The organism is Halobacillus sp. 12SKB, assembly GCF_052941655.1.
Window position 1 is genome coordinate 430636 of record NZ_JBRFWR010000001.1, and the last position, 21814, is coordinate 452449.

Annotated in this window: 19 protein-coding genes; all 19 read right to left on the minus strand. The window is 44.6% G+C overall.

From position 1 onward, the window contains the following. Positions 1 to 16: 16 nt before the first annotated feature. The 19 genes from ACQ4XT_RS02125 to ACQ4XT_RS02215 all read right to left on the minus strand — a co-directional run bounded on the left by ACQ4XT_RS02125 (position 17) and on the right by ACQ4XT_RS02215 (position 21756). A complete protein-coding gene (locus ACQ4XT_RS02125; protein ID WP_446852301.1) occupies positions 17 to 2212 on the minus strand; it encodes a transglutaminase TgpA family protein in 2196 nt (731 codons plus the stop codon). After that, on the minus strand, positions 2212 to 3477 hold the full coding sequence (locus tag ACQ4XT_RS02130) for a DUF58 domain-containing protein (protein ID WP_446852302.1): 1266 nt from the start codon (positions 3475 to 3477) through the stop codon (positions 2212 to 2214). The genes ACQ4XT_RS02125 and ACQ4XT_RS02130 overlap by 1 nt, the downstream gene beginning before the upstream one ends. Continuing rightward, positions 3474 to 4439 carry an AAA family ATPase gene (locus ACQ4XT_RS02135; protein ID WP_446852303.1) on the minus strand — a complete coding sequence of 322 codons (966 nt, stop codon included), beginning with the start codon at positions 4437 to 4439 and terminating at the stop codon, positions 3474 to 3476. The genes ACQ4XT_RS02130 and ACQ4XT_RS02135 overlap by 4 nt, the downstream gene beginning before the upstream one ends. A 460-nt stretch (positions 4440 to 4899) precedes the next feature. Next, the gene (locus ACQ4XT_RS02140; RefSeq protein WP_446852304.1) at positions 4900 to 5973 is read right to left on the minus strand and encodes a HAMP domain-containing sensor histidine kinase; all 1074 of its coding nucleotides are present in this window, start codon (positions 5971 to 5973) and stop codon (positions 4900 to 4902) included. Next, positions 5960 to 6643, minus strand: coding sequence for a response regulator transcription factor (locus ACQ4XT_RS02145; RefSeq protein ID WP_446852305.1), 684 nt, complete (start codon positions 6641 to 6643; stop codon positions 5960 to 5962). The genes ACQ4XT_RS02140 and ACQ4XT_RS02145 overlap by 14 nt, the downstream gene beginning before the upstream one ends. Positions 6644 to 6653: 10 nt before the next feature. After that, complete coding sequence (locus ACQ4XT_RS02150) at positions 6654 to 7217, minus strand: redoxin domain-containing protein (RefSeq protein ID WP_446852306.1); 564 nt, start codon at positions 7215 to 7217, stop codon at positions 6654 to 6656. A gap of 19 nt (positions 7218 to 7236) precedes the next feature. Beyond that, a complete protein-coding gene (locus ACQ4XT_RS02155; RefSeq protein ID WP_446852307.1) occupies positions 7237 to 7986 on the minus strand; it encodes a cytochrome c biogenesis CcdA family protein in 750 nt (249 codons plus the stop codon). 75 nt (positions 7987 to 8061) lie between these two features. Further along, positions 8062 to 8649 carry a hypothetical protein gene (locus ACQ4XT_RS02160; RefSeq protein WP_446852308.1) on the minus strand — a complete coding sequence of 196 codons (588 nt, stop codon included), beginning with the start codon at positions 8647 to 8649 and terminating at the stop codon, positions 8062 to 8064. A gap of 219 nt (positions 8650 to 8868) precedes the next feature. Next, the gene (locus tag ACQ4XT_RS02165; RefSeq protein ID WP_446852309.1) at positions 8869 to 9603 is read right to left on the minus strand and encodes a cytidylyltransferase domain-containing protein; all 735 of its coding nucleotides are present in this window, start codon (positions 9601 to 9603) and stop codon (positions 8869 to 8871) included. Between the two features lie 16 nt (positions 9604 to 9619). Next, positions 9620 to 10672, minus strand: coding sequence for a pseudaminic acid synthase (pseI, locus tag ACQ4XT_RS02170; RefSeq protein WP_446852310.1), 1053 nt, complete (start codon positions 10670 to 10672; stop codon positions 9620 to 9622). Then, positions 10632 to 11204, minus strand: coding sequence for a UDP-4-amino-4,6-dideoxy-N-acetyl-beta-L-altrosamine N-acetyltransferase (gene pseH / locus ACQ4XT_RS02175; protein ID WP_446852311.1), 573 nt, complete (start codon positions 11202 to 11204; stop codon positions 10632 to 10634). The genes pseI and pseH overlap by 41 nt, the downstream gene beginning before the upstream one ends. Then, positions 11197 to 12243 (minus strand): UDP-2,4-diacetamido-2,4,6-trideoxy-beta-L-altropyranose hydrolase, encoded by a 1047-nt coding sequence (gene pseG, locus ACQ4XT_RS02180; protein ID WP_446852312.1) that lies wholly within the window; start codon positions 12241 to 12243, stop codon positions 11197 to 11199. Before pseG ends, pseH begins: the two co-directional genes overlap by 8 nt. After that, entirely contained in the window at positions 12240 to 13448 is a 1209-nt protein-coding gene (pseC, locus tag ACQ4XT_RS02185; protein ID WP_446852313.1) for a UDP-4-amino-4,6-dideoxy-N-acetyl-beta-L-altrosamine transaminase, read from the minus strand. The genes pseG and pseC overlap by 4 nt, the downstream gene beginning before the upstream one ends. Before the next feature lie 14 nt (positions 13449 to 13462). After that, positions 13463 to 14407 (minus strand): dTDP-glucose 4,6-dehydratase, encoded by a 945-nt coding sequence (locus tag ACQ4XT_RS02190; RefSeq protein ID WP_446852314.1) that lies wholly within the window; start codon positions 14405 to 14407, stop codon positions 13463 to 13465. Positions 14408 to 14853: 446 nt separating this feature from the next. Continuing rightward, positions 14854 to 15858, minus strand: coding sequence for an SDR family NAD(P)-dependent oxidoreductase (locus ACQ4XT_RS02195; protein ID WP_446852315.1), 1005 nt, complete (start codon positions 15856 to 15858; stop codon positions 14854 to 14856). Between the two features lie 207 nt (positions 15859 to 16065). Next, positions 16066 to 17223, minus strand: a complete 1158-nt coding sequence (locus ACQ4XT_RS02200) for a hypothetical protein (RefSeq protein ID WP_446852316.1) — start codon at positions 17221 to 17223, stop codon at positions 16066 to 16068. A gap of 218 nt (positions 17224 to 17441) precedes the next feature. Then, positions 17442 to 18677, minus strand: a complete 1236-nt coding sequence (locus tag ACQ4XT_RS02205) for a surface carbohydrate biosynthesis protein (RefSeq protein WP_446852317.1) — start codon at positions 18675 to 18677, stop codon at positions 17442 to 17444. A gap of 549 nt (positions 18678 to 19226) precedes the next feature. After that, positions 19227 to 20633, minus strand: coding sequence for a glycosyltransferase family protein (locus tag ACQ4XT_RS02210; protein ID WP_446852318.1), 1407 nt, complete (start codon positions 20631 to 20633; stop codon positions 19227 to 19229). A 145-nt stretch (positions 20634 to 20778) separates the two neighbouring features. Beyond that, complete coding sequence (locus tag ACQ4XT_RS02215; protein WP_446852319.1) at positions 20779 to 21756, minus strand: ring-cleaving dioxygenase; 978 nt, start codon at positions 21754 to 21756, stop codon at positions 20779 to 20781. Between the last annotated feature and the right edge of the window lie 58 nt (positions 21757 to 21814).

A 21814-nucleotide genomic window follows, 5' to 3' on the forward strand; every position in this document is an offset into this window, starting at 1 on the left:
ACCGCATGAAAAGGAATCAAGACAATGTCTTTTTAATTAAATTTTCCCATAATTCAGTGACTTTAGGCCACTGTGTACTTTGAGCCTCATTCCTGTAGATGACACGTTCATAATGGTTGGTCAACCGCCGCATGTCATTCGACTGGTAATGCTGATCGACCGAGATCGCAAACTCCCGCAGCGTTTGTTCAGGCTTACGCTTGAATCCTTTATGATCAAGCACTTTCAATAAGTAATGATAGGCTTTTTCGTACGTTTCTTCATCTTTGTTCTTCCGGTACTTACGAATGAGCAGCGCTGTCATCCAACGGTACCTGGTAAAGTAAAGAATGATCGCTGCCACAAGAATTGCGCTTAACAGCACCCATAACCATGTGTAACTTTGATTGGATGAGCCTGCCGCTCCTGCAGCATCAGAACTTTCCTCTTCTTCCATTTGCTGCGGATTCCCCATTTGATCTTCCGGTGTTCCACTGTCCGGGGCCGCTGCTGGATCTTCCCCTTCTTCTGTATCCACGTCTGTATAAAAATCTGTGTTGTTTGTGAATCCTTTCGTCGGCTCGAAAGGCACCCAGCCGATCTCAGGGAAATAAACCTCAACCCAGGAGTGGGCGTTCCCGCTTGTGACTTGATATACATTCTGCAAATCATCACTAAGCTCAGTATCCCGTGTGTCTATACGCTCTCCTCCGGTGAACCCTTTTACCCAGCGGGCTGGAATTCCTTCAGAACGGAGCATGACGACCATGGATGTAGAAAAGTTATCACAATAACCGAGCTGGGACTCGAATAAGAACTGATCGACATAGTCTTCATTTTCGTCCGGCACCGGAACGTCAGTCGTCGAGTATTCAAAGCCATTGGAAGAAAAGTAAGACTCGATCGCTTTGGCACGATCATATCGATTGTCTTCGGCCTCTACAATTTGACCAGCCAGGTTTCGCACACGGTTCGGCAAACCATCCGGAAGTTGAAGGTACTGATCACGGATTTCTTGAGGGTCGTTATCTCCCGCTTCACGTAATTGGTTGTATGCAAAGGAAGGATACTCATAATTGGCGATGAACTCATTCACCTTCGCTGGCGAATCTCCTTTCACGGTATCCATCTCCCCTGTGTTCTCGTGGACACGAAGTTCATAGTCATTCGGGAACCTGACGAGGGAAGAGAGACCATAGGGATAGACCAACTTTTGGAAAGAAGCCTGTCGTGACATTTCAATCATGACCGTCTGCTCTTCCACTTCTACATTGTCCGTAAACAAGTCATAGGTGATATTTTGCGGGTCCATAGTGGTCACTGGCTCTTCCAGCGTATCTTCCCACCCTTTTCCGGTGTACGTATCTTTCGACTCGATCCGCCAATAACGCTCTCCATCAGCGGTCGCACGGAACACAGGGGTATCATCTTGAATGAAAGAGCCGCCCAGCCGGCTGTCGTCTTCTCCATACCCGACTTTTTGAACGGTGCCGCTGCCACTTCCTCCCGGTCCAGCTCCGCCTGCTGCACTTTCGATATAAGGGACAGGGTCCGGCCACTGCGGATCAAGTTTCGGTGAAGCGTAAGCAGCTGCAGAGGAAAACAGAATGATGGCAAGAAGTGGGAGAGCCCATACTTGCGCTTTCTGCAACCCTTTAAAGGAAATCGATTCTTGATCCATGACTTTTGCAAAACTCGATAAGCCGAGGGCAACCATACCCAGGATAAACGTTCTAACAATCGCCCATTTGCCATCAAAAATCGTAAATGTATCAACGACTGTGACGTAAATGAGTGTCAATACGACAAAAAAGAACATCCGGCGGGCTACGACGAACCAATAATAAAGCAGATAGCTCATCAGCCATAGAAGAATCAAAAACAATAAACTTCGGAAGAGCGGCGTCATCTGCCACCATTCCTGCGACTGGATCATCTGGATGTTGAATAGAACCTGCTCATATAAAACCGAAAACCAGTCACGTGAAAAAATCCGTTCTGCGATATAGAGTCCATCCATGATGAACGCAAGTCCAAGCCCTTTCAAAGGGATGGATAGATACCACGGCACTTGTAAGAAGGAGACAAAAAAGCAGAACGTCGCGTAGATGAAGAATACTCGCACATCATTTGTTTCAGAGATCTGCTCCATTGGCCGCATCCATTCACAGAATAATAGAAAACCAGTAATGTAGAGTATCAGTTTATAGATGAACGATTGTCGCTCTTCCATCATGTGTTCACCTCAAATTGTTGTTGCGTCAGCTGTTCCTCATTCAATACGTTGACAACGACGCCCTGAGTTTTCATCTGCTTCACTGCTTGATGATCCCGGAACGACATTTGTCCATGAGGACGCACATAGAAAAAGACGACACGTTTGCTTCTTTTTGCCAGTTTACTAATGGCCACCTGGATATCCTTATCCAAATGATGACTCACGATCATGAGCATCACACCACTTGGAATCAACGACTTTTCACGTTCCAGCTGTTGTGCAAATGGAATGCGCCCGACAGGACGGATTCTTGCTAAATGTCCCTGCATTTGCTGCTGGTGAGCGTGGTCCTGATGAAAAGGAAAGTATTGACGTCCGTCACCGAGGGACATAAAGGATAGCGGAGAAGATGTTTTATGGAACTCCTTCATCAAAGAAGCCGTAAACTCCACCGCTCCTTCAAAACTCAATTCACTCATCTCCGGATGATAGACGCCATTCAGGATGAGCATCATGTCGACACTTTTTTCCTGTTCAAATTCTTTCGTCATCATCTCATTCTTCTTCGCGGTCGTTTTCCAGTCCACCCAGGCAAAGCGGTCGCCAGGCATGTATTCACGGACACCTGTTACCATATTCGTGTTCTTTTCATTCAGCTTGAAGGATGGACTCGCCCCCTGTTCAAAGCTGTACACCCGGTCTTTCATTTTCACAGGTCTGATATAAGGAAAAACCAACAATTTACTTTCGTGATGATAGATGTGCTCTTTTTTTACAAAACCGAAGAAATCACCAGTCTTGATTCGGAGTGCTTTCAATTTATGGTCACCTCGGGGGACTTTATCAAGTTGGTACCGGTAAGTAATCGTCTTACTGAACCATGGAAAAACAACCTTTTTCACTTTACGAGATTCATAAAATTGATCTGTTTTAGCCATATCCTTGTATTTGTCCAGGTGCTCGTCCACTTTCTTCAGAGATTCCGGTAAGTGTTCTTCGATAATACAATAATAGATGGGAAAAGGAACTTTCCTCTTCAAATTCACTTCGACACCGATGGTTTCACTTCCCATCGCCATCCGTTTAGAAAGATTCCGTTCGATTTTCCAATTATGGACCGGATAAATGAGGACGGCCGCCATATATAGAAGAAACGGAAGAAATGCATAAAAAAGAAACCAGCTGACAAAACCACCCTGGAACATGGCATAGGAAAAGAGGATGACGAAGAGGATCGCTACGACAAGACTTCTAGCGATGATTCCAAGTTTCCGCCTCATTCACTAATGTTCCTCTTCACTGGAATGGACGTGGAGGAGAGCAGGCTGTCAATGATCGACTCAGCCGTCTGTCCTTCAAACCTTGCTTCCGATGTAAGAATCATCCGGTGGGAAAGGACATAAGGAGCCATGAATTGCACATCATCAGGAACGACATAGTCACGGTCGTGAATGAACGCATAGGCCTTAGCCGCTTTCATCAATGCCATCGATCCACGCGGGCTCACCCCAAGGTAAACGCCATCATGAGTCCGCGTTCCTGTTACAAGGTCGATGATATAACGGTTGACCGTTCGATCGACATAAACCTCCAACACTTCTTTTTGTAAACCAACGAGCTCTTCCCTTGTCAGCACAGCGGAAATCTCATCGATCGGGTGGCCATGCGAAGTTCTTGAAAGCATCTCCATTTCCTGCTTGGCTGTCGGATACCCCATCTTCATTTTTATAAGAAAACGGTCGAGCTGCGCTTCAGGCAATGGGTAAGTCCCTTCATACTCAATCGGGTTTTGCGTCGCCATGACGAAGAACGGATCACTGAGGGGCACTGTATTCCCATCCACCGTTATACTTGTCTCTTCCATCCCTTCCAAAAGAGCGGACTGCGTCTTCGGTGATGTCCGGTTGATCTCATCTGCTAGAACAATATTGCCGAGAATCGGGCCAGGTCTGAATTCGAATTCCATACTTTTCGGATTATATATGGATACACCCGTCACATCAGAAGGAAGCAAGTCTGGCGTGAATTGGATGCGTTTAAAGTCACAATCCAGAGATTTAGCGAGCGTCTTCACAAGCATCGTCTTTCCGACACCCGGAACATCCTCTAAAAGGACGTGCCCTTTCGCAAGTAATGCGACAAGGCTCAACATCGCTGCTTCTTCCTTCCCGATCATGACCTTCCTCATATTTTTAAGTACTTCCGATATTTTCGGTTGATACAAAAATGTCTGCTGAGTCATTTGGTGTACCCCTTTCTCCCTAAAATACTATTTTTTCTGAAAAATCAAGCTCATTTTAACTATACTATAACGCACGGGCATGAACAAAGGTTGTGAACCATTGGATATTATAGGAAATCGCGTCATTACAGGGTTTATACTTCATAAAAAAATTTGTCGATAGAAGAGGAATAAGATCCTGCTTGGACTTTTTTCTTTTTTCAAAAAAATGGTTAACTTCCATGACTATTTATGGTATCTTGAATTTGAGCCATCTTAATTAAAGATATATAAAGATGATAAGAGACGAAAGTTTGTATAGGTATAGGTGGCGGGGCCTCAGCGTTGAGCTGAGGCTTTATATATATTTAGGTTGTGAATGTATGAGCAGCAAGCCTGGCACCGTTGAGATTACTTGTAGTGGCACGCATTAGAGGCATATCCCCCAGCTCCACGCAGCAAAAAAGCGCAAACCTTTCGTCTACGCTTGCATTGGCAATGTTATAGAGAAACAGTGCTTCCGGCCGTCTGTTTCCAATTGAATCTGCCCTTCATGCCGTTCAACGATCTGTTTACTGATCGAAAGCCCAAGACCCGAACGACCGTCTGAACGGGAGGGATCGACACGATAAAAGCGATCAAAAACTCGATCCTTTTCATGCACAGGAATCGTTTTCCCTTCTCCTTTTACCTGAATGACGTAGGCTTCTCCTTCTGTCCTACCTACGATCTCTACTCCATCGGCACCCTCATGGTAATCCAGAGCATTTCTCAATAGATTCGTGAGAACCTGTTGGATGCCTTGTCTATTTATGGGAACTTTCGCAGCTTCAACCTCACTCTTCAATCCAATCCCTTTTTTCTCAAATTCCAAATTGAACATCTGGCTTACCTGTGAAATGACCTGTGTCATTTCCTCCAGGCTGACCTCCAGTGGCTTGGCGGGGGGCACCGTTCGCCATGATTCCATGTCATCCAGCCGGGATAACAGTTGAGAGACACGATCCGTTTCTTCTGCCAGGGAACGGTAGATCGCCTGGTCCCCTTCAATCACCCCTTTTTCAAGGGCCTCTAAATACCCCTGCAAGTTGGATAACGGTGTCCGGATTTCATGCGATAAATCACGAAGCATTTGGTGCCGGGAACGCTCCTGCTGCTGCAAACGTCGGTTCATGCGATTGAAGTGATCGACAAGCTCCCCTATTTCATCGTTGGTTTGGACGTCCAAATCTCCAGGGTAAGTCCCTGATTTCATTGTTTCCATGGCATTTGTCAGCTCTTTGACAGGTACAAGCACTTTCCTTGTTACCGTTGAATATAAAAAAGCGCCCATCACGATGACGACTCCCCCGATCACCCAGGCATAAATGAGCAAGGAGTTGTTGAAGGTCAGCTGGGCTTCACGCTCGACACCTGTAATATCAGCGGCGAGAAAACATGCCGTCTGATAGAGGGTCACGCCTGTAACGATGACGACTCCAATGAGAAGTGCAATGTTTACGATGGTCATTTTCACCCAAAGTTTTGGTGGCAGGAGACGTTCAATGAGACGCATATTTATACCCCATCCCTCTCACCGTCACAATCCTCTTCGGGACAGATGCATCCGCTTCTATTTTCCGACGAAGCTTTTTGATGTGCGCATCAATGGTACGGGCCATAATATCTGCTTCGCCGTACGGATGAATTTGTTCGAGGAGCTGCTCTCTCGTAAACACTTGATCTTTGTGGTCCATCATAAAATAAAGCAGGTTGAACTCATAGTGCGTTAACTCCAGACGTTCACCATCCAACCACACTTCCCCTTTACGCGGCTTCACTTCAAGCCCGTCATGAGAAAGCTTTTGACACACATGACCTGTCCTCCGCAAAACGGCTTCCGCATGCGCCATCAATTCTTCCGGGCTGAACGGTTTCGTCATATAATCATCCGCACCAAGGCGCAGTCCTGAAATCCGGTCTTCCGTCGTTCCCTTCGCAGACAGCATAATCACTCCCGGGGAATCTTTGCTTTCTTCTTTTACAAAGCGGCATAATTCTTCCCCACTCCATTTAGGCAGCATCAAATCAAGGATCAGCAGGCAGGGGCGGTGCAGAAGAAAGAGCTCTTTCCCTTCTTCCCCGTCATAAGCCTGTTTCACGCTGTACCCTTCATTCGTTAAGTAAATGCTTATCAAATTTGATATCTTCCGGTCATCTTCAACGATCAGTATTTCCGGTTTCATGTAATCACCCTTACATTTCTTCCATCCTTTGTACCATCATATCGTAATTCATCGCCCCGAGCATAACAGAACTGATCTTCCCTTCTTCATCGACAAAAACGGAAGTAGGGACGGGGTTGACCTCATATTGATTGGCAACGGACACATCTTTATCAAGCAAAACTGGAAACGTCAAGCCGAATTCATCTACGAAGTCCTGGACACCTTGTACACTCGCTTCCGTCTCTGTTAAATTGACAGCCAATACTTGGATGTCTTCATTTGCAGAAAACTCCTGCATGTCCGGCATTTCGGCCCGGCAAGGTGGGCACCAGGTGGCCCAGAAATTGATCATGACTTTTTCCCCACGATAATCGGATAAAGAAACCTCTTCGCCATTAAGCGTCTCCAGGGTGAAATCCGGCGCTTGCTGCCCTTTTTCCAATCCAATATCGACTTCCTCCGTGGCCGCACCTTCAGCGACCATCTTCTCGCCTTCCTCAACTGAATCCTGAGTTTCACCTTCATATACAAAGTCATAAACAGCCCACACAAATAAGGCGGTTACAATGACAATGAGGCCCCATTTTTTCATTCAATCCCCTTCCTTTCTATTAAAAAATCATCCCTAGATTGGCAAGCCACGTATCCTGGACTAAATTCAACAGCAACGTGGAAATTCTCGTCATATACCCGGTATAGAGAAACGCACCAGCTATAACCATTGCAACTCCGCCGATTTTCATAATCTGCTCACTATATTTCAAGATGACTCGTGTGGACCCTATGAAAAAGGAGAAGAGGAGAAACGGCAGGGCGAACCCGATGACATAAACGACGGTGTACAAGATCCCCTGTGTCGGGTTGCTTGCTGACAGCAGAAGAATGGATGCAAATATCGGGCCGATGCAAGGCGTCCACCCTGCTGCAAACCCCATACCTGCAAAAAAAGTTCCCGCCAGACTCAGTGACGTTTTCGGTTTCGTCTGCACCCTTTTCGTTTTCATAAACCAGCCGATTTTCAACCAGCCGGCGACGAACAGTCCCATTAAAATGATGAAAACTCCTGCGAGCCGCTGCAGCAGCAGCCCTGAGCTTCCGGTTAAAATATTCTGCACAGCACTCCCTACATAAGAAGCGCCAATCCCTAAACTAATAAAGATTGAAGATACGCCTAGAAGGAAGAGGATAGAATGCGTGAGTAACCTCTTTTTCACGTGAAGACTACGATTCTCCTTCATCTCTTTCACACTCATCCCGGTAATGTAAGATAAATAGGCCGGGAACAAGGGCAGGGTACACGGTGATAGAAAAGAAATGATCCCTGCGCCGAGTGCCAGCCAAAGCGTTACATCAGACCCCATTTTTCAAACCTCCCTATAATGTATTTCTCAGAACATCGACTTCCTTATGTTCTCCTAATCTATGTAGACATGTTTTCATGCCCGTTTTCTTCTGCTTAAAATATAGCCCCATACCATCAGACTGAGGATGACATAAAACCATACGTTGATCCTGTATCCCATGAGCTCCGGTGCTTGATACAGCCATCCGCAGACCACTCCAATTGTGGATGCAGCGGCGATTTTCACAGCAGGTTTGATCAAAAATAACACCAGAAGAAAAAAGACAAAAGCAAAGGCCACATCAACCAGATTCCCCTGAGCAAGCACAAGCTGACGTAAAAGCGCAAATGCCAGCAGACTAGTCGCAAGAACCAAAATGGAAGAGCCGGCAAAACGCCGGTGTACCATCCTTTTGCGCCATTCAAAAACAATAGTCAAAAATGTGGCAATGTACAATTCCATCGCCCCGCCAGGGTATGAGAGGACTGATAAAGGATAGTCAAACACGAGATCCCACCTCGTCACAAACTTCGCTCCTATAAAAACGAAAATCCATGTGGTCAACAAGGATAAAAAACTTTCAATGCTTTCCTTCTTCTCCTTCTCTTGCAAAATCCATAGAATTAGCACCCCGGCGGCAATGGATACTGCCCGAATTACCAGTATAGGCTGTATAATCATAGATTTCCTCCGCTCGAACCTGTTAAATTTACCGTTCCAAAATCCAGTATAAAACAAGTTTATGAAAATATGATGAAAGACAAAACCCTTTCACCTGGAATGGACCCGGCAAAAGGGGAAGCACGTTTTCCTTTTTGATTTTTAAAATACATGAGGGAACACTTTCCGATCTCTGATGATTGTGACATATGAACTTTCATACATTTCTGTAAAACCGGCTTAAGGTTCTCCTTTCTGTTTGACTTGACGATTGATCTCCACCCAATGGGGATTCCTCTCTAAAACATCCAAAAGATCCTGAAAGGTAAACGCCGGGTTGGTTGGATACAGATGCTCGAGAACGGTAGAGACAAATTGGAAATCTTCCAATGTATCAACGGTCCAGCGGTGATGACTTTCATCCGTGTCATGAGTAACCTGCGCGATCCCCTGGTCTCCGACTCTCTTGACAATGAATGGCGTCACATGTTCAAGGTCATGGGGGGAGTTTGCATTCATATAGGCATCTTTTAGAACTTCATAAGTGAAAACTTCTGTATCCAGGCCTCTTGGATAGGAACGGGTCCTTGTGTTCGACACATACAGGTAATTTGGAAAGTGATCTTGAAAATACGTGATGACTTTATCGATGACACCCGGATCAATGAATGGACAATCGGCAGTCAGCCTGACTACGGCATCTGCTTTATAATGTTCACATGTCTCATAAAACCTTCCAAGTACATCTTTTTCAGATCCTCTAAAAGTATCCACATTCAAATCTTTGCACAAATCAATAATCGGATCATCCAGGTCTTTCTTTGTTGTGCTGATCACCAGATGATCGATTTTTTTTGAACGCTTCATTCTTTCCACTTGATACTCAAGCAAAGATTTCCCATTGACATTTTTCAGCACTTTTCCAGGGAGCCTTGTCGACCCCATCCGAGCCTGAACAATAGCTATGATTTTCATGATTCCACCTCTTTTGTTACCCGATAAGGTTCCACGACATCGGTGTCCCCCTTGGCACATTTTTATTTACTTTTTTACCAAGAAGCAATTCATAATATTTAGGAGGCAGACCGAAACCAGGCCGGATGGATCGCAGGTTATCTTCCGTCAAAATGTCTCCTGCCTTGAGGTTTTCTGTAATGTATAAGGAACGCCGGTATTGACCTGACGCTTTTTCACTGTGGGTCGGACCGTAATTCACCGTCCCCAGAGCCAGCCAGGCTCGTTCTGTTTCTTCAACTAACCGAGCCATTTCATCGGGTTCCAATGAAAATTGTGCATCCACTCCACCGTCTTTGCGTGCGAGGGTAAAGTGTTTCTCGACAACGGTTGCACCGAGTGCTACGCTGGCAACTGCCACACCGGTGCCCAGCGTATGGTCGGACAAACCGACCTGGCACTGAAAAAGATCCCGCATATGGGGGATGGTGGCAATATGAGAATTTTCAGGTGTGGAAGGATAACTGCTTGTGCACTTCAACAGGATCAGATCTTTCCCTCCCGCTTCTCTGAAGGCTTGAGTCATTTCAGCCATCTCCCCTGCCGTAGCCATTCCTGTCGAGATAATGAGAGGTTTCCCTGTTCTCGCTACTCTCCGAATTAAAGGGAGGTCGGTATTTTCAAAGGATGCGATTTTGTAGAGAGGGACATGCAGGCTTTCTAAAAAATCCACCGAGGATGCATCGAATGGCGTGCTGAAACCGATGATCCCAAGCTCCCGGCATCGATCGAATATCTTTTCATGCCACTCCCACGGGGTGTAGGCTTCCTTATAAAGATCATAGAGGCTCTTTCCTTTCCAAAGACTCTCCGGATCTTCAATTTGAAATTCGTCACCCTTATGCTTAAGCGTCATTGTATCTGCGGTATAGGTCTGGATTTTCAAGGCATGCGCCCCCGTCTCTGCTGCCTTATCTACGATTTCCATGGCTCGAGCGAGTGACTGATTATGATTTCCCGACATTTCTGCAATGATGAATGGAGGATGATCAGGACCGACCTTTCTTCCTATGATTTCGATTTCCATCATCCTGCCCCCTTTTTAAGATTACACGCCTTTTGAGCCACCCATCTTTAAATAAACCCATAGGAATAACATCTATGAATTTCCCTTCACGCACTATTTGTTCGATCAGCCGCCCTTCAGGAACGAATCCAAGTTTTTCATGAAACCGAAGACTGGCAACATTAATATCCAGGACTTCTGCACAAACTTTCCGGATGCCGACCGTTTCGAACATAAAATCCAGCCCCAGGATACCCATAGCCGTCCCGGCGCCTTTTGGTGCCTCAGGATCACCAATATAAAAACCCCATTCACACGTTCCCTGTTTTTGATCGATATTGGTGAACCTGACAACCCCGAGCGGGCGCTCTTTGTAAATGAATAACTTGGTGTAAGAAGAAGGGTTCTGCTGATCCCTTTCAAACCATGAAACATGGTCCTCCCAGGGAATCCACTGGTCATGATACATATGAATCCGAATATGCTCGGCGTTCCGCCACTTCCAAATCATCGGCAGATCCGCACGCTCGACGTCACGTAAACGAAACTCATCCATCGTTTCCAACCCCCATCATCAACCGGGAAACGCCGTAAGGCTTATGGTCTTTCATCAAATGCTTTCCTGTTTCAAGAGCCTTCTTTATCAGGTCTGGTTCAGCTATGAATCTTTGTAAATGTTGAGAAAGAAGATTCACATCCACTTCTTCACTTTTCCCCAAGTAAAAGACCACACCTTTTTCCTGGAGGGTGGAAATGACTTCCCTTTGATTTGCCGCTGTTTCAATGATTAACGATGGTAGATCCATGTAACAACGTTCCCAAACAGAACTGCCCCCAGCTCCAACCGCAAGATCCGCATGTTCCATAAGCCGGGCCATTTCCTTCGTTTGTACGTGCAGCTGCATACCTTCCTTCCTCTCACAAATACGAGCAATGTCTTGCCTGCACGAGTGAGAGCTCCCAATTACGATATCAACCATAAGCGGAACGTTTAACTTCTCAATGGCCTTGAGTGTTTTCAACGTTTCATCGGTAGGATCACTACCGCCAAATGACACGAGGATGCGTCTTACGTTTCCATCCCATTTTCGGTTACACGTAGATTGTAAGAATTCTTCTCTTAAAAGGGTGAAGGCCGGACCAAGAAGAAGTTTCGTCCGATCAGGAACGAGTCCTTTGTACCTTTGTTCCATATTTTTATACAGATTCTGGTCAAGAAGCAGGTCACAATCATGAGGGCGGTCCGCAAGATCATCAATGACCATTAATTTTTGAATATGAGGTCCTACCGCTTTCTCCCAACGGGCGTCCAGCCCATAATGATCCACCACAAGCCATTCAGCAGTCCCAATGTTCTCTAAAATCTGGATCGTTCTTACTGCGTCTTCTTTCCAGGAGACATTGTAAGCCCCCGTCATTTCATAAACGCGGTAACCACTCTCCTGTATAAAGTCAACTAAATCTCCCGGCCGTCTTCTGCACATAAAAAAAACCTCTGCTCCAAGTGTTCGAAGCTCACCTGCGAGCGTAAGGCACCGCATCACATGTCCTGTGCCTCCTTTTGTAGAGGCATCTACTCTAAATCCTACTCTCATTGACCGGCACCTTCGGCCGTTTCATAATGACAGATCACTTTTTTTACTGCACACACAACATCTGCCACATCACTCTCTGTCATACCAGGAAATAACGGCAGGCTTACAATCCCTTCGTAAACCTCTTCAGCCACCGGACACATCCCTTTCGTATAACCACGGTCTTTGTAGTAGGGTTGGGTATGAACCGGCATGTAGTGCACATTCACCCCGATATTTTCTGCACGGAGCGCCTCAAAAATCTCTTTTCGGAGGCCTTTTAGAGTCCCTGTCATGCGTAGAATATAAAGGTGATGAGAAGAGTTGGCTTCCAGTAGTTGCTCGGGAGTGATGACATTTTCCATTTGGCAGAATTCCTTGTTATAGACGTTGACGAGAGCCCTTCGCTTCGCTACGAAAGCATCCAATTTAGTCAGCTGACTGCTACCTAGGGCTGCCTGCAGATCTGTCATGCGGTAATTGTATCCAAGAAACTGCATTTCATATTCCCATGGATGCCGCTTCTCGAGCATATGCCCGGCGTCTTTCGTTATCCCGTGCGTGCGGAACATCATCAACTTCTCATAATACACTCGGTTATTCGTAGTAATAATGCCCCCTTCGCCTGTGGTAATATGCTTCACTGGGTGGAAGCTGAACATGGTCATATCACTGTATGATCCCACTTTTTCTCCTTTGTACTCCGCCCCTAAAGCATGAGCGGCATCTTCAATGACGACCAGTCCATGCTGATCGGCCAGGGCTTGAATCTTTTCATAATCAGCCGGCTGACCTGTAAAATCCACAGGAATGATCGCTTTGGTTTTGGATGTCACTAAGGATGCAGCCGAATATGGATCAATATTATACGTCTTCGGATCAACATCAGCGAACACCGGCTTTCCTCCGGTGTACAACACACAATTAGCACTCGCAACAAACGTCAAAGGAGTCGTGATCACTTCATCTCCTTTGCCGATTCCCGCAGCAAAACAAGCGGCGTGCAACGCTGCTGTACCATTGGAAAAAGCTACAGCATACACCGCCCCTACGTAATCAGCCACCCCTTTTTCAAATGCTTCGATGGCAGGCCCGGTTGTAATATAGTCACTTTTCAAGGCATCGACAACGGCTCTGACATCCTGATCGTCGATGGACTGCTTCCCGTATGGAAGCAGCGAATCACGGACGGGTTCTCCTCCGAAAATCGCTAACTTTTCTTCCACATTCTTGAACTCCTTTAAATTAAATTCGTGCTGTCAATCCATTCCTCTGTTCTCCGAATTCCTTCCTTTAAAGAAATCGAAGGCTCCCATCCCAAGAGACGTTTAGCTTTATCATAGTCACAAAGCAGTTTAGGAATCTCGCTTTGGGGATGGATGTGTTCGACATGAAGGATATGATCAGGGCTCTTTGCAATCAACTCGGCAAGGTCATTAATCGCAATATCCTCCCCTAACCCCGCATTGACAATTTCTCCGTTCACTTCATCCCTGTAGCCTGCCTGCACTACAAACCGTGCACAGTCTTCCACGTAAAGCAGATCACGGGTCTGCTTTCCATCTCCATAGATTTGCAAAGGAAGTCCGTTCAACTTATTTTTAATAAAGATGGCCACGACACCACCTTCTCCTCCTGTTTTTTGATAGGGACCATACGTATTGAATGGCCGGATTACCGTTACTGGCAGCCCATACGCATAATAATAGGACAGAACCATATTTTCAGCGGCGATCTTCGCCCCTGCATAAGGGGATGCCGGTTTGATTGGATCTGTTTCTGATATCCCATCTTCATCTTCTGCCCGGTCATAGACCATACATGTGCTCATGAACACCATTTTGACCTTATGCTTCCGGCACTGCTCCAGTAAATAAAACGTCCCGATTGTATCATTGTTGAACGTTGTTTCTGGATCATCAATGCTATCCTGGACATTGATGCTTGCAGCCAGGTGATAACACAAATCAATGCCTGGATAAAAAAGACTCTCGACCGTTTTCCTGTCTTTGATATCCCCATGAATGAATGCCTTGAAATTTTTATGCACGAGTAGTTCCTCAATGTTTTCTATTCTTCCGTTCGACAGGTCATCGAGCACCCATACCTTGTGCTGTTCATCCAATAATCTTTTCACGACCCACCGTCCGATAAAGCCGGCTCCGCCTGTTACTAAAATATTCACGGACACACCCCTCCCTTATATTCCCATTCATATTTTTCTATGCTTGCCCTTATGTTAGCTTTCGTTCAAGCCCATCTCTTTAATAGATTCATCAAACGTTCCCTTAATGACTGTTCCCGTGTACCTCATCTTACTTGCACGGATGTAATCGGAGAATATTCTTGCTAATTCTCATCAGTCCTTCAGTTCGCAAGGCCCTAATTCGAGAAATAACTTGAATAACCTAATGGAACAATTCAAATTAAAGACCTTTTTGCAACCCAGATAAGGCCAACTGTTGGAAAATAGAGTACAACGACTTCATCTGATGGTAGAGGGTTAATCTTCACTGAGTTTATCTGCAAAATAAGATTCATCTGTAGAAGTTCAAAACACTTAGAACTAAGTATAAATCCCTATGATTTCCATCATTCGCACCCTTCCTATATCTCCTAAAACTTTTTGATTTAAATTAACCCTTGGCTTTTCAAGACCTCATACAATTGACCAGAACTGATAGGGCCATGGCCTGATGAACTGTACATTCCCGGTTTTGCTTTTTTTGCGTTTTTATAGGGTACGTCTTTTTTAAAGGAATAAGGAATCACATACATGTCAGGCAATTCCCAGGCAGTCAATGACTCTTCATGTGTCATTAACTCTTCGTACATCTTCTCCCCCGGTCGGAGTCCTATTTCTTCAACTATGATTTGCTCAGGGTCTTTACATAGTTGTATACACGTATCTTTGATTATCAATGAGGCAAGATCATCAAGAGAAACAACAGGCATCTTCAGAACAAAAATCTCTCCCCCTTGAGCTTCTTCCAACGCTTTTATCGTTAGGGAAGTTGCCTGTTCCAAGGTCATCATAAACCTTGTCATTGAACGGTCTGTTACAGTTATTTTCCCCTGATTGAGGATTTGTTTCTTGAAAAGGGGGATGACTGACCCGCGTGAGCCCATGACATTACCAAAACGAACACTCGCAAAGACCGTCTGTCCCTGCCCTTTGCTGTATTCGGCAGCTGTAATTAGACGCTCAGCCGTTAGTTTCGTCGCCCCATAAGCATTTGTCGGGGAAATGGCTTTATCCGTACTAGTGAAAACCACTTTTTTCACTCCTTGCGCCAGTGCTGCCCGGACCACATTGTTCGTTCCATGAACATTTGTCAGTACCGCTTCATAAGGATTGTATTCACACGATGGCACATGCTTCATAGCAGCCAAGTGAAAAACATAATCGATGCCCTGCATTGCTGTATGGACACGATCGTAATCCCTGACATCTCCTATTAAATAACGGAGGTCTTCTCTCTTCCCCCATTCAATCTGCAATTCATGCTGCTTATGTTCGTCTCTGCTGAAAACACGGATGACATCCGGTGATTGCCCAAGAAGCGTCTTTACGATCCCGCGGCCGATGGTTCCTGTACCTCCTATGACTAATACCTTTTTACCTTTAAAGAACAATTGCTTCCTTCTCCCTCTTCACGTAATCTAGTACCTTCACCCAGGGAAGGCAGTCTATTTCATCGTTGCTGATTACTATATATATTCAAAAACTAGAATTCGGTGAATATAATAGGTTTCAACCTAAGGAGCGTCATTAAAAGGTGGATTTCTCGGCTTTAAAAGTCTTAGTGTACAAAAAAAAGCGTTGATCGCTTCTTTTCGTACTTAGGTACGTAAAGAAGCGATCAACGCTTTCAAGAGAAATGTGGACTTTTGATGCGAAGGAATATAAAAATGCTCCCAAACCTGATCTGTATGCACACTGGATCTATCATTCCCTATATCTATAAAAGCAAGCACCTCATCTACAAGGGGTTCAGCGGATGGGAAGGTCGAAACAGGGAGCTTTGAAAAGTAGTCCGTCAGCCCAGCCTGATTCAACTTCCACACAAAGGTCTTCTTTCCATACAGCATAGACTCCAACACGAGGGTAGACTCGTAGCTGATAACCCCGTCCACATTGGCAAGCAAGTCATAGAGATGCATCCGTCTGACCAGGTGGACTCTTTTATACTTTGTATACTCATCAAAGGCGCGGACCCCTTTCTTAACCTTGACGATCAATTCTAGATCCGGGGCTTTATCCGATAGAAGATCCAAAATCCGATAGGTTATTCTTTTATCTGTATGATGATCAATGAGAAGGATTCTTTTCCGGGATGGGTGGATTCCCAATGTTTTATTGAATAACGAAGCTCTAAGAATATTCCTAGTTACCATTTCATCAAACCGTGGATGCCCGATGGCCGGCACAAATTCTTTATCCACGCCACGACTTTCGTAAAGCGTTTGCTCATACCTTCCGTAAACCCCTTGATAATCAGCTACTTTCGGAAAGTATCCAAAGGGGGAAATGATGGCTCCGTGCTGGAGGCTGATCGTAGGGATGCCTCTCTTTCTTGCTGCTAAAGCAAGTGCTCGCGTGTCGGTGCTGTTAGTTTCACCCAAAACAATAAGCGAGACATTCTCTACCATTAGAAATCGCTCGCATCCTTCTATAAAATGCAGGATTCTTTCTATCTGCTTTCTCATAGACAAAATGAAAGAACGTTTACCGAACAACGGATGATTTTTAAGCTTTCCTGCAATCGAAGTAAAACGCTTGATTTCCTTCTTGGCCTGCGCACTTATATCAACAGCATATTGATTTAGACCTCTTATGACAGCCCCCTCAACCTGCTTCTTTTTCACATTTGTGATGTCGGGTTTAAGGATAAGCGATTCAACCGGCGAAGTTAACTGTTTGTAGAAGGACGAAGGAATACCTAGTAACGGATCATAATAAACGACTTTCCCATGCTGCATTGTTTCCGCTTCTTTCATAGGAAAAAAAGCTTCAAATCGACTTTGCAAGACCTTTCCATTAGACCATGATTTTGCATAAGCCGGATCTATAAGAGACTTTCCGAGCCCTGCTACCCCCTTCACTAAAGTGGGAAAATGTACACATAAGGAAAGAGAGAGACCTCGATACGTCCAATCGTGGAAAGCGGTCAAGAAATCAAAGTAAAGTCCCCAATAGTTTTTCTCATACGTATTCATCATGAATGCCCCGGTGTCATTAACATTAAGCGATCAGCTAGGTGATTGATTTTAACCCGCATATTCTTGTGTTCCACTTCATTCACCTTATGGAAGAACGTTTGAATTTCTTCCTTTGATAAAGATGGAAAAAGATAGCGTATTTTTCTTCTCTTGTCTTTTTGATAGCGGTGCGAAATGGTTGGAACTACTGTATGGGAAGAGGAATCGATCCTTTTCATTTGGTCCAAGATCCTCTCATAGGCATACTCTCCTGTTTCTAGGTTTCCATACGAGTCTCTCAACAAAGATGAAGGACTTCTTTTTGTAGTGGTTTGATTTTTTAAATGAAGAATTAGCGCATCTGAATCATGGATGGTTACGCTAACATCCCTGGGAAGATCGACATCATAAATGGGTGAAGTCACAGGTTCATAGGAGTAAACGTTCTGATCAAGAAGGTAGGCTTCAATACCTGTAGTACACCCATTATGAATGAGCGCCTCTGCACCCATGACCCAGGGGATGACCGCCCCTTCATCTTTCACAATTACATTCCCACACCCCTTCAAATCTTCTTTATAGCTGTCTTTATTCTCCGAAGGATGGGGTCGTAAGATGATCGTCATGTCGGGCAGTTCTCTATTAATCTGTTTAATCATGAGAACAAAGTGCTGGTATAGCTCACGGATGTATCGTGCTTGAGGAGTTAGTCCGGATTCTTTCTTTCCTTTGATCGTGTTGTACAAAGTGAACCTGGTATTCACCAAGAGATAAGGACCATACGTTTTCTTCAGCTGGGCGGATCCCTTTCGGTACATGCTTCGATACTTAGGTGTAAGTAGATCAAAACGCGGGTTCCCTGTAATCAGGCAGCGTCCCTTCAATTCAGGATACTCTCCTTCAATCATCCTCTTCTGTCTCGCCCCCCAGCAGTATACATGATCATGGTAGGGGACCCATATCCTGTTCATCCTCGTTTTTAAATAAGTGGATTCATCAGTATAGATCAATCCTTCCTCATCCAGATTCGCTATGAAATGACCGGCCTGTTTTGCCCCGACAACTACGCGCTTCATGTAACCACTAGGATACCCCTTGCAAAAAAATACACCAGCGGGGTATATTCGGGACGCTTCTTCCACTTTGCTGTGCTCCCCAATAATCACACTCTTCCCCCTTAACAGGGCATGATAAGCGAGCAAGAGCTTGCCGTGCAGCTCTCTCGCCTTTATTTCAACCGGTAAATACAGCACCGAATCCCCCTCTCATTATAACCTCCTACGCTCTTCCAAAGACAAATTCAATTTCATATACTATAACCTTCTTCATTGTGACCGTTTATCATTTTTTGAGAGAACGGGAGACGTGATAAAGAGATTCACCACGCCTATCCGTGTCCCTGAAATCAGTTACATCAATTTTAGGATGATGTTTTCCCTTGCGGATAAGTATAGGCAAGGAACAACTTCCGTTTAGAGGACTTTATTTCACGAAACTTCTCACTAACAAATTAACGATTAACTAGATTTGAGAGACCAGTCCTTTGAAGTACATTGATAATTTTTCCACTTTGACAAAAGGTTGTCATTTATATATCAATCATGTCTTTGAATCGTTAATAAGAAGAGCAATACGTTCCACTTGGGTTTTAAACGCTTCTTTTAATGTCTAAAGTCAATTAAGAATGCATGTGTTTCTGGATCAACCAAAACTTGCTTTAAAATCGTTACCACATGAAGGTGGATGGATTGACCATAACAAACCAAATATCCCTCATAAATGTATTCATCATATTCACACTCTTATTTTGTGATCGAGTTAACCAAAGCTTTTAATTTCCCGCTGCTGGTTCCTGATTTATGCGGATAATAAATAGAAAGGAACTGCTCTCTCTCTTCCAACCAGCTGTTATTCCGAGGGGCGTCCATATCAGTAATCATCTGGTTGACGAGCTTCTGCGCGTTATCATAGATATACGTTCTGAGATCGTCATAATAATTAGTCGAACTAGCTTGAAGGCTTTTCAGTCTCCATATATAAACAGGCTTATTTGCAAGTATGGCTTCAAGCACGATTGTAGACTCATAGCTCACCACAGCATCCACATTATTCAATAAATCATACAGGTGCATATCATCGGCAAATTTGACTTGGGGGAATTTCTTTTGCAAAGCCAGTGTCTGAGATGTCTTCCTCTGTTTCCCATTTCTTTGTTTAATGATTACGTTGACCACTTCTTTTTGTTCCAGTTCTTCTATCAAGGTTTGCGGAAAGGTGGTTTCAATATGATGGATTACCAACAATACGGTTTTCTTATTCTCATCCAAATTGAAGTGACGGGCAAAGGCTACCTGGTTTAGCGTCTTCCTAGTAACTAATTCATCAAACCTCGGGTGTCCAATGGATTTCAACGAATTATTAGGTACACCTTTACTGGTGTACCACTGAACATCCTTAGGTCCATACACAGCTTGATAGGAGGAAACCCTCGGGAGGTACCCGAATTCTAGCATTACGACGCCATGCTGAAGACAAACACTCGGGATCCCTTTTGAAGCAGCAATTAAGGTTAGTATTCTTGTGTCACTGCTGTTCGTTGTACCTGTCACAAGGCAAGATACTTCATTCACCTCAAAAAATCCCTTCGCTGCCCCAATTAGTTTCATCATGTTGGGAATCTGTTTGACAAACTCCTTCTGAAATTCCTTATTCTTGTAAATGGGATGATTTTTGGCTTTATTAAAATAGGTCCACGCTCGCCGTTGATACGCCTGAATCGTTTTAGACTGAATGGTTTGGTACCGTTCAAGGCTATCGACAGGAATTGCATTTTCAGATTTCGCCCCATAAGCGTTCGATTTTCTCTTGAGGATGAGGGACTCTGTTGGAGTGAAATTTGCTCTCATAAGTGGATCAGGGAAGCGCAGGACATTATCATAGAAAACGACTTTTCCTTCCCTTTTGCTCTCTTTTCTCTTAAATGTCGAGAAGTGAGCATCGAATAAAGATTGAATTTGTTTGGAGCTGGTTAATTTTGTATTCAACTTTGTGGACTTACTTTCCAATTTATTCAGAAGAGCTTTCTTCCCGTTTACAAGAACATAATAAGGACAAACGAGGGAAAGTGGTATCCCTAGGTAAGCAAAATGTTTAAAATCCTGAATGAAATCCAGACAGGAGGACCAATAATTACGTTCGAAATGGTTCATCTTTTCCTATCCCCTCCTCCCATCCCATGTATAAGAATGGTTATTAGCTAACATCTATACTGAATCATCTTATGTAGAAGTTTTCGGAAAAATTAACCAAAGTAAAAAGCCAGGGTGCAACCCTGCACCCTGGCTTCCGTTATTCCTATTCTTTTTCTATTTCTTTCGTACTCCTCACTGTGTCGATCGGACGTACATAATTCTCAATTTCTGTTCTTTTCGGTTCAAGTTTAGGAGGAAGGGACAATTTCTCTCCAAGAGTTTCATACGGCTCATCCCCCATGAATCCCGGTCCATCCGTCGCCCATTCAAAGAGGATTTGTGGAGCAACTTTAGCGTATAAAGAACCAAAGTAATGACGATTGACGAATCCTGAGTTCCTCAAACCAAACTTCGATAAACGTTCGATCCAGGACTCCAGTGCTTCTTTGTCTTCCACACGGAAAGCAGCATGGTGGACGGTTCCATATCCTTGGCGCGCCGGAGGGAGAATGGAGTTATATTCCACAATCACAGAAGCACCATTTCCACCTTCCCCCACTTCGAACAAGGTGAACGCTCCTTCTTCATCCACTTCCCTGAAATTCATGACTTTCACAAGCATTTCCTTGAAGTATTCCTTATTATCGACTCGCACGAACAAGGGACCGAGGCCGGTAATGGCGTACTCCAATGGAACAGGCCCGTTCTGCCATGGTGTACCTGGTGCTACTCCATCATCGGATTCATCGGATACAAGTTCATAAGCTTGGTCATCGAAATCGACGAACGGAAGCACTTTTCTGCCGAACCGTTCCTGGATTCCTTTGTGTTTCACTTCCAAACGGTTGAATCGTTTCACCCAGTAGTCCAAAGCCTCGTCACTCGGTACACGGAAAGATGTTTTCGCAATCTCATTCGTTCCATGGGATCCTTTCGGAATGCCAGGAAAATCAAAAAAGGTCATATCCGTACCTGGATTCCCTTCATCGTCCGCGAAAAATAAATGGTATGTTTCAATATCATCCTGGTTGACCGTCTTTTTCACAAGACGCATGCCAAGGACATAGGTGAAAAATTCATAATTTTTCTCTGCACTGCTTGTTATGGCGGTGACATGGTGAATCCCTTTCAATTCATTCATTCGATCGCCTCCCATTTATATATAGCTACTTGGTAATTATCTCAGTTTCAAGATAAAT